Origin of the sequence: Vibrio sp. M260118 (assembly GCF_036533755.1) — a bacterium.
Lineage (GTDB): Bacteria > Pseudomonadota > Gammaproteobacteria > Enterobacterales > Vibrionaceae > Vibrio.
The window spans coordinates 1-8,994 of record NZ_JATABG010000126.1; the positions used below are offsets into that span (position 1 = coordinate 1).

Consider the following 8,994-nt stretch of genomic DNA (forward strand, 5'->3'; position numbering starts at 1 on the left):
AGGGTTGTTCGAGACTAGAACGTTGATAGGCAGGGTGTGTAAGTGCTGTGAGGCATTGAGCTAACCTGTACTAATTGCCCGTGAGGCTTAACCATACAACACCCAAAGGGTTTTGATGGACTCAAAGCAAGAACAGATTGAATGTGTAAGAACTAAAAAAACGGCTTTCCAGATTAAAGAATTTGCTTGGCGACCATAGCGATTTGGACCCACCTGATTCCATGCCGAACTCAGAAGTGAAACGAATTAGCGCCGATGGTAGTGTGGGGCTTCCCCATGTGAGAGTAGGACATCGCCAGGCTTTGAACATTATCTATTTAAAGCACGACTTAGATAAGACTTTAAATAGACCACTGCGGAGTGGTAGTTCAGTTGGTTAGAATACCGGCCTGTCACGCCGGGGGTCGCGGGTTCGAGTCCCGTCCACTCCGCCACTTATTTTGAAACCTCGCTAATGCGAGGTTTTTTCGAATCTACAATATGGTAAACTGTAGCTTCTACAGAAGATTCAAACCTAATTGTAGATAAAATTTAGGGGTGTAGCTCCAATTGGCAGAGCAGCGGATTCCAAATCCGCGTGTTGGGAGTTCGAATCTCTCCACCCCTGCCACATTCAAGGCTCTAGTCGAAAGACTGGAGCCTTTTTCGTTTGTGTACCCAAACAAAGCAGCGGATCCCGCCGAAATTCAAAGAACGCGCGTGTTTGAAGTTCGAGTCTTTTCATCCTTGGCATCTTTGAAAGCCTCTGTAGAAATGCTGAGGTTTATGCGTATACACCTACCAAAGAAGCGTGTTCCGCCACTACCAAAGACCGGGCGTTGGTAGTTCGAATCTCTGGATCGCTAGCATCTTTTTGTTTGCAGCAAGAGAGGCCGGAGGTACATGACGGACGCATAGAGTGCCCTATGTATGCTAGAACATTAATGACAGCCTCTGTGCGGCTCTATATCTGTCCTGCTCAGGACTTTAAATGTCGCTAATGGTTGATATATTCCACCTGATACTGTTTCGTGCACGCACAAAAAAGCCCACTCAATTGAGTGGGCTAATAATTTCAGCTGTGACGGAGCTAGATATTATTTTAGTAGTGCTTCATTACCGTTTTCACGGATGTGCTTAAGCATGCCTTTCACACCACGAGCACTTGATGCTACAACGTTACCAGACTTCATGTAATCTGTACCGCCTGCGAAATCAGTTACGATAGCGCCAGCTTCACGAGCAATTAGTTCACCCGCAGCGATATCCCACGGCTTAAGGCCAAGCTCGAAGTAACCATCAACACGGCTAGCTGCTAGGTAACATAGATCTAGAGCAGCAGAACCAGTGCGACGGAAGTCAGCACAATCTACAAATAGAGATGACATAATCTTGAAGTAAGACTCAGAATGTTGCTTCTGCTTGAATGGGAAACCTGTTGCTAAAACAGTACCTTGTAGATCTTTTAGCTGTTTAACGCGGATACGAGCGTTATTTAGTTGGGCTCCAGCACCACGCTGTGCAGTGAATAGCTCGTTTAGCATTGGATCGTAAACACACGCAACTTCAGTTTTACCTTTGATGCGTACTGCGATAGATACAGAGAAGTGTGGCAAACCTTTAACGAAGTTTGTTGTGCCATCCAGTGGGTCGATGATCCATTGTACGTCTTTATCTTTACCTTCGATTACGCCGTTTTCCTCAGCAACGATTTCGTGCTCAGGGTAAGAAGCCTTGATGGTATCGATGATGATAGTTTCAGCTTCTTTGTCTACGTTAGTAACAAAGTCATTCGCGCCTTTTTGAGTCGATTCGATCTTCTCAGCATTTTCTAAAGATTTAGCAATATGATTGCCAGCTTTTCGTGCAGCACGAATAGCGATATTAAGCATTGGATGCATACTAATTTCCCAACGGATGTTAAAGAACAGAAAAACGGGCGGCAGTATACCAGATAAACGGTGAAATGGAAGTGGTTATTTTTTGAACTTTTAGTTTTTATCGCTGAGAGGACCTGACTATTTTACTCAGGTATATGTTACTATCTTGCAGCTTAATTTTTGCGTTTGGAAATCGTTAATGCTCAACAATGTTAAAGTCGTTTTAGTCGGCACGTCTCACTCTGGAAATATCGGCTCTGCAGCCCGCGCTATGAAGGTTATGGGCCTATCTAACCTAGTGCTAGTCGACCCTCAGTGTACTGTAGATGAGCAGACACTTGCTTTAGCCGCTGGTGCAGCAGATATCGCTCAGAATGCCAAAGTTGTCTCTACATTGAATGAAGCTGTAGAAGATTGTGCGTTAGTGGTTGGCTCAAGTGCACGCTCTCGTACCTTAGAGTGGCCGATGTTAGAACCACGTGAGTGTGGGCAGAAGTTTGTTGAAGAGGGCGAGTCAGCACCCGTTGCTCTTGTCTTTGGCCGTGAACGTACAGGGCTTACGAATGATGAGCTGCAAACGTGTCATTATCACGTATGTATTCCCGCCAACCCGGAGTATAGTTCTCTCAATTTAGCGATGGCGGTTCAGACTCTTAGCTATGAAATTCGGATGGCTTACTTAGATAAAGAGCAAAGCCAGTATGAGTCGCAACAAGCGACCGAATATCCAAGGCATAAAGAATTTGAATTATTTTTCACGCACCTTGAAAAAGTGGCTAAAGAGACCCAATTTATCAGTGAAGAACAACCTGGCAAGGTGATGAATAAGCTACGTCGACTGTTTAACCGAGCTAGACCAGAGTCTCAAGAACTCAATATTCTACGTGGTATTTTGACTTCCATAGAAAAGCGTATCTCTAAGTAAATTAGTCCCTTTAAAGTGAAGGGATAAATACTTGACTAAAATGGTCAATTAAATACTTGACCAAAACAGTCGGGTATGAAAGAATTCATACCACATAAACGGTGTGGATATGGTGTTATATGAGACTTACATCTAAAGGAAGATACGCAGTGACAGCCATGTTAGATGTGGCTCTGCATTCGCAACAAAACCCAGTACCTCTGGCTGATATTTCAGAGCGTCAAGGCATCTCTTTATCATACTTAGAGCAACTGTTTTCTAAGTTACGCAAAGCTGGCTTAGTCGCTAGTGTGCGTGGTCCAGGTGGTGGTTACCGCCTTGGTGAAGATGCTCATTCAATTGCGATCGGTACGGTTATCGCCGCAGTTGATGAATCTGTAGATGCGACTAAGTGCAACGGCAAAGGAGATTGCCAAGGTGGAACTCGTTGCCTAACACATACACTATGGCGTGACTTAAGTTCACGTATCAGTGACTTCTTGAACAACATTACTCTTGGTGAGCTAATGATTGACAATGAAGTGCTAGAAATTTCTGACCGACAAGATATCGATCTTGCCGTAAATCATGGGTTTGCTACAAAAAATACAAACACCGCACCCATCGGTGTAAATGTCCGCTCATAAGCGGCTTGCCTGTTACATTGGAGTAGAAAATGAAACTGCCTATTTACTTAGATTATTCAGCGACCTGTCCTGTTGATCCTCGTGTAGCTGAAAAAATGGTTCAGTACATGACTATGGACGGTACGTTTGGCAACCCAGCATCACGTTCACACAGATATGGCTGGCAGGCAGAAGAAGCAGTAGATACCGCTCGTGAGCAGATCGCAGACCTACTGAACGCAGACCCGCGTGAAATCGTATTTACTTCTGGCGCAACAGAGTCAGATAACCTTGCTATTAAAGGCGCTGCACGCTTCTATTCGAAGAAGGGTAAGCACGTAATTACCTGTAAAACAGAACACAAAGCCGTTCTAGACCCATGCCGTCAACTTGAGCGCGAAGGATTCGAGGTGACTTACCTAGAGCCGGAAGCAAATGGCATTATTGACCTAAACAAGCTTCAAGCGGCGATGCGTGACGATACTGTGCTTGTTTCTATCATGCACGTAAACAACGAGATTGGTGTTATCCAAGATATCGCTTCGATCGGTGAAATGTGCCGTGAGCGCAAGATTGTATTCCATGTCGACGCGGCTCAGTCAGCAGGTAAATTGCCGATTGACGTTCAAGAGATGAAAGTTGACCTGATCTCTATGTCAGCACATAAAATTTATGGACCAAAAGGTATCGGCGCACTGTATGTACGTCGTAAGCCACGTATTCGCCTTGAAGCTCAAATGCATGGTGGCGGTCATGAGCGTGGTTTCCGCTCTGGTACTCTACCAACCCACCAAATTGTGGGTATGGGTGAAGCATTCCGCATTGCGAAAGAAGAAATGCAGAAAGACTTTGATCATGCTCTGGCTCTACGTAATCGTCTCCTTGACGGTGTTAAAGACCTTGAAGCTGTCACAGTCAACGGTGATCTTGAGCAGCGTGTTCCACATAATCTAAATGTAAGTTTTGCTTTCGTTGAAGGTGAGTCGCTTCTGATGTCACTTAAAGACCTAGCGGTTTCTTCAGGTAGTGCATGTACTTCAGCAAGTTTAGAACCTTCTTACGTTCTTCGTGCTCTAGGTTTAGATGATGAGCTAGCGCATAGCTCGGTTCGATTCTCATTTGGTCGTGCGACGACTGAAGAAGAGGTCGACTACGCAATCGAACAAATTCGTACAGCAGTAACTAAGCTGCGTGACATGTCTCCTCTATGGGATATGTACAAAGAAGGAATTGACCTGAACACAGTTGAGTGGGCGCACCACTAATAGTGACTGAGTCATTCCAAGGATAGAAATAGAGGATTCGAGGTAAATATCATGGCATATAGCGAAAAAGTAATTGATCACTACGAGAACCCACGTAACGTAGGTTCATTTGATAAAGAAGATCCTACAGTAGGTAGCGGCATGGTTGGCGCTCCTGCATGTGGTGACGTAATGAAACTTCAGATCAAAGTAACACCAGAAGGTATTATCGAGGACGCGAAGTTCAAGACTTACGGTTGTGGTAGTGCGATCGCATCGAGCTCACTAGTGACAGAGTGGGTTAAAGGTAAAAGCGTTGATGAAGCAGCAGCAATTAAAAACGCTGAAATTGCTGAAGAACTAGAGCTTCCTCCTGTTAAGGTTCACTGCTCGATTCTTGCAGAAGATGCAATCAAAGCAGCGGTTGCTGACTACAAGAAAAAACACCAAGAATAAGTAATCTGTATATAATGGGGAGCCTAATCCCCATTTCATTCGCCAAATAGAAAAACTAAGGTGCAGTATGGCCATTACAATGACAGAAACCGCGGCTAGTCGCGTTAGAACATTCCTTGAAAACCGAGGTAAAGGTATCGGTTTACGCTTGGGTGTGAAAACGACCGGGTGTTCTGGTATGGCATACGTACTTGAGTTCGTTGATGAGCTGAACGAAGAAGACTCAGTATTCGAGCACGAAGGCGTAAAGGTTATTATTGACCAAAAGAGCCTCGTATACTTAGACGGTACTGAGCTTGATTACGTTAAAGAAGGCTTGAACGAAGGGTTTGAGTTCAATAACCCAAATGCAAAAAGCGAATGTGGTTGTGGTGAAAGCTTCAACGTGTAATTGATATAGCCTGTGAGTTAACGCTCACAGGTTTATTACCAAGGATAGAATTCTCCATGAATTACTTTGAATTATTTGGGCTACCAAGTCAGTTTAAGCTGGATGGTAGCCTTCTTTCTTCACAGTTCCGTGAACTTCAAAAACAGTTTCACCCAGACAACTTTGCAACGGTTTCAGAACGTGATCGTTTGATGGCGGTACAAAAAGCTGCAGAAATTAACGACGCTTACCAAGTGCTTAAGAACCCTATCTCAAGAGCAGAATATATCTTGTCTGTGAACGGTGTTGAGATTCGAGGTGAGCAGCAGACAATGCAAGATCCGATGTTCCTAATGGAGCAGATGGAGTTGCGTGAAGAGTTAGAAACGATTGCTTCAAGCTCTGACGCTGAAGATACGTTGTTCGACTTTTCAAATAAAGTTAGCAAAATGTTTAAACAGCAACTGGCTGAAGCTGAACAAAATTTAGATCAAACTGACTGGCAGCAAGCGGCTGACCGAGTTCGTAAACTTAAATTTATTGCCAAACTACAGAACGAAATAGAATTAGTGGAAGATAAACTCTTCGGCTAGTGCAATACAAGGACCTTTCATGGCATTACTTCAAATTGCAGAACCGGGTCAAAGCTCGGCACCACACGAACATAAGCTTGCTGCGGGCATTGACTTAGGCACAACTAACTCTTTGGTTGCTTCTGTGCGAAGTGGCGACGCGGCAACATTGCAAGATGAGCAAGGCCAAAGCATTCTCCCTTCAGTGGTAAATTACTCAGGTGACGTTCCACAAGTAGGTTATGCAGCAAAAGATAAAGCTGAAATCGATCCAACTAATACCATTATCTCAGTAAAGCGTTTGTTAGGGCGTTCTCTTGAAGATATTCAAACACGCTATCCCAACCTTCCTTACCAGTTTAAAGCGAGCGAAAACGGACTGCCTGTATTGCAAACAGCCAGCGGTGATAAGAACCCGATTGAAGTTTCTGCAGAGATTCTAAAAACACTAGGCCAACGCGCAGAGAAAACCTTAGGTGGTGAGTTAGCCGGTGTGGTTATTACCGTTCCTGCTTATTTTGACGATGCCCAGCGCGCAGGTACCAAAGATGCCGCCAAGTTAGCGGGTCTGCATGTCTTACGTCTACTTAATGAACCGACTGCTGCTGCAATTGCTTATGGTTTGGACTCAGGTCAAGAGGGTGTGATTGCGGTTTATGACTTAGGTGGAGGTACATTCGATATCTCTATCTTGCGTCTATCAAAAGGTGTATTCGAAGTCTTAGCAACAGGCGGTGATTCTGCCCTAGGCGGTGATGATTTTGACCACCTGCTAGCGGACTACCTGATCGAGAAATCGGGTTACTCAGAAAGCTTAACCGCAAGCCAGACCCGAACTGTATTAAATGTTGCGACGGCAACTAAGATAGCTTTCTCGGAACAAGACTCTGTAGAGGTGGATGTTCTTGGTTGGCAGGGCAGTGTTTCTCGTGATGAGTTCGAAGACCTAATTCGTCCGCTCGTAAAGAAAACTCTAATGTCATGTCGTCGCGCGCTTAAAGACGCACAAGTTGATGCTGAAGAAGTGCTTGAAGTTGTCATGGTTGGTGGTTCAACACGTACCCTACTGGTTCGAGAAATGGTTGGTGATTTCTTTGGTCGTCAGCCACTAACCAGTATCAATCCAGATGAAGTGGTAGCAATAGGCGCTGGTATCCAAGCGGATATTCTGGCTGGCAACAAACCAGATTCAGAGATGTTGCTACTAGATGTTATCCCTTTATCCTTGGGTATTGAGACCATGGGTGGCTTGGTTGAGAAGATCGTTCCACGCAATACCACTATTCCTGTTGCTCGTGCACAAGAATTCACCACTTTCAAAGATGGACAAACGGCGATGAGTGTTCACGTCGTACAAGGTGAACGTGAAATGGTCGAGGATTGTCGCTCACTAGCACGTTTTTCGCTGAAAGGTATTCCTCCGATGGCGGCGGGGGCGGCACATATCCGTATTACTTACCAAGTCGATGCTGATGGTCTTCTATCTGTAACGGCAATGGAGAAGAGCACCGGCGTTCACTCTGAAATCCAAGTGAAGCCATCTTATGGCTTGAGTGACGACGAAGTGGCGAATATGTTGCGCGATTCGATGACCTACGCCAAAGAAGATATGGACGCTCGCGCATTAGCAGAGCAACGAGTAGAAGCTGATCGTGTTATCGAGGGTTTAATCGCTGCGATGCAAGCTGATGGTGATGAATTATTGACTGAAACAGAACGCCAACAGTTGTTGCTAGCGATCGAGTCTCTAATCGAGCTGCGAAATGGCGACAGTGCTGACGCGATTGAGCAAGGCATTAAAGATACTGACAAGGCGAGCCAAGAGTTTGCATCTCGCCGTATGGACAAATCGATTCGAGCTGCGTTGTCAGGTCAATCAGTGAATGATATTTAAGAGAAAGAGTTATGCCTAAGATTATTGTATTACCGCATGAAGACCTATGCCCAGAGGGCGCGGTGCTGGAAGCAAATACGGGTGACACAGTTCTTGATGTCGCGCTAAAAAATGGTATTGGCATCGAGCACGCATGTGAGAAATCTTGTGCGTGTACCACTTGTCACGTAGTGATCCGAGAAGGCTTTGATTCTCTAGAAGAGAGTGAAGAGCTTGAGGACGACATGCTAGATAAAGCTTGGGGTTTAGAGCCTGAATCACGCTTAGGCTGCCAAGCAAAAGTGGCTGATGAAGATTTGGTGGTTGAGATTCCTAAGTACACTCTAAACCACGCTTCAGAAGACCACTAAATACTCTTCATAGTTGAAGCCGCGGCGTTGTTAACTGCGTAAGCTGCAACTCCAATTATTTTGAGTATTCTGCATCTATAGATATGAGCAACAAGAATTACATAAGGAAGTGAGCAATGAAATGGACCGATTCACGCGATATTGCGATTGAGCTATGCGATAAGTTTCCTGAGACAGATCCTAAAACAGTGCGTTTTACCGATCTTCACCAGTGGATTACCGAGTTAGAGGATTTCGATGACGAGCCAAATCGCTCGAATGAGAAGATACTTGAAGCTGTAATTCTATGCTGGATGGATGAAATGGATTAACCCTTGAAAGGAAACCCATCTCAGTTAACAAAATTTACTAAAAGTAACGGGCTATTCGGCCCGTTTTTTTATTAATATCACATTAAAGTGTTAACATCCGTTTGTTAGCATAAAAAGGCGTAGACAGCGCTAGCAAAAGACAAGGAGAAACCATGTCGACACAGATGTCAGTATTTCTAAGTAAAAAAACAGCGGCTCCACATTGGGGGGAAAAAGCGATTGTCTCTTTCTCTGAATCCGCCGCAACGATTCACCTTAGTGAGCAGCATGATTTAGGCGCAATTCAGCGCGCTGCACGTAAGTTGGATGGTCAAGGAATCGCATCTGTTTCCTTAGAAGGTGAGTCTTGGGACCTTGAGAGTGTTTGGGCATTCCACCAAGGCTACCGTGGGCCAAAGAAAAATAATC

Annotated in this window: 10 protein-coding genes, 2 tRNA genes, 2 rRNA genes and 1 pseudogene; 14 read left to right on the forward strand and 1 reads right to left on the reverse strand. The window is 44.8% G+C overall.

Annotation, left to right across the window (positions count from 1 at the left end; all coding sequences use genetic code 11):
- From QTO00_RS09465 to QTO00_RS09480, 4 genes are all read left to right on the forward strand, one after another.
- Positions 1 to 95, forward strand: a 23S ribosomal RNA gene (locus tag QTO00_RS09465); the annotation flags it as partial.
- Between the two features lie 90 nt (positions 96 to 185).
- A 5S ribosomal RNA gene (gene rrf / locus QTO00_RS09470) occupies positions 186 to 301 on the forward strand.
- A 56-nt stretch (positions 302 to 357) separates the two neighbouring features.
- Positions 358 to 434 (forward strand) — tRNA-Asp (locus QTO00_RS09475).
- Positions 435 to 533: 99 nt separating this feature from the next.
- Positions 534 to 610, forward strand: a tRNA-Trp gene (locus tag QTO00_RS09480).
- A 466-nt stretch (positions 611 to 1,076) separates the two neighbouring features.
- On the opposite strand, the gene suhB is transcribed toward QTO00_RS09480, so the two are convergent.
- The gene (suhB, locus tag QTO00_RS09485) at positions 1,077 to 1,880 is read right to left on the reverse strand and encodes an inositol-1-monophosphatase (protein ID WP_038206150.1); all 804 of its coding nucleotides are present in this window, start codon (positions 1,878 to 1,880) and stop codon (positions 1,077 to 1,079) included.
- Between the two features lie 178 nt (positions 1,881 to 2,058).
- Between suhB and trmJ the strand changes: the two genes are divergently transcribed.
- The 10 genes and pseudogenes from trmJ to QTO00_RS09535 form a co-directional block, all read left to right on the forward strand.
- Positions 2,059 to 2,784, forward strand: a complete 726-nt coding sequence (gene trmJ / locus QTO00_RS09490; protein WP_331424520.1) for a tRNA (cytosine(32)/uridine(32)-2'-O)-methyltransferase TrmJ — start codon at positions 2,059 to 2,061, stop codon at positions 2,782 to 2,784.
- A 119-nt stretch (positions 2,785 to 2,903) separates the two neighbouring features.
- The gene (gene iscR / locus QTO00_RS09495) at positions 2,904 to 3,410 is read left to right on the forward strand and encodes a Fe-S cluster assembly transcriptional regulator IscR (RefSeq protein ID WP_052123556.1); all 507 of its coding nucleotides are present in this window, start codon (positions 2,904 to 2,906) and stop codon (positions 3,408 to 3,410) included.
- A gap of 29 nt (positions 3,411 to 3,439) precedes the next feature.
- Entirely contained in the window at positions 3,440 to 4,654 is a 1,215-nt protein-coding gene (locus QTO00_RS09500) for an IscS subfamily cysteine desulfurase (protein ID WP_038206144.1), read from the forward strand.
- A 51-nt stretch (positions 4,655 to 4,705) separates the two neighbouring features.
- Complete coding sequence (iscU, locus tag QTO00_RS09505) at positions 4,706 to 5,089, forward strand: Fe-S cluster assembly scaffold IscU (RefSeq protein WP_038206141.1); 384 nt, start codon at positions 4,706 to 4,708, stop codon at positions 5,087 to 5,089.
- A gap of 67 nt (positions 5,090 to 5,156) precedes the next feature.
- Positions 5,157 to 5,480: an iron-sulfur cluster assembly protein IscA gene (gene iscA / locus QTO00_RS09510; RefSeq protein WP_004747799.1), complete on the forward strand. Its 324-nt coding sequence runs from the start codon at positions 5,157 to 5,159 to the stop codon at positions 5,478 to 5,480.
- A gap of 56 nt (positions 5,481 to 5,536) precedes the next feature.
- Positions 5,537 to 6,052 carry a co-chaperone HscB gene (hscB, locus tag QTO00_RS09515; RefSeq protein WP_331424524.1) on the forward strand — a complete coding sequence of 172 codons (516 nt, stop codon included), beginning with the start codon at positions 5,537 to 5,539 and terminating at the stop codon, positions 6,050 to 6,052.
- A gap of 19 nt (positions 6,053 to 6,071) precedes the next feature.
- Positions 6,072 to 7,925, forward strand: coding sequence for a Fe-S protein assembly chaperone HscA (hscA, locus tag QTO00_RS09520; RefSeq protein WP_331424525.1), 1,854 nt, complete (start codon positions 6,072 to 6,074; stop codon positions 7,923 to 7,925).
- 11 nt (positions 7,926 to 7,936) lie between these two features.
- Entirely contained in the window at positions 7,937 to 8,275 is a 339-nt protein-coding gene (gene fdx / locus QTO00_RS09525; RefSeq protein WP_038206135.1) for an ISC system 2Fe-2S type ferredoxin, read from the forward strand.
- Positions 8,276 to 8,391: 116 nt separating this feature from the next.
- Positions 8,392 to 8,586, forward strand: coding sequence for a Fe-S cluster assembly protein IscX (iscX, locus tag QTO00_RS09530; RefSeq protein WP_038206134.1), 195 nt, complete (start codon positions 8,392 to 8,394; stop codon positions 8,584 to 8,586).
- 152 nt (positions 8,587 to 8,738) lie between these two features.
- Positions 8,739 to 8,994, forward strand: a pseudogene (locus QTO00_RS09535) (aminopeptidase PepB); the annotation flags it as partial.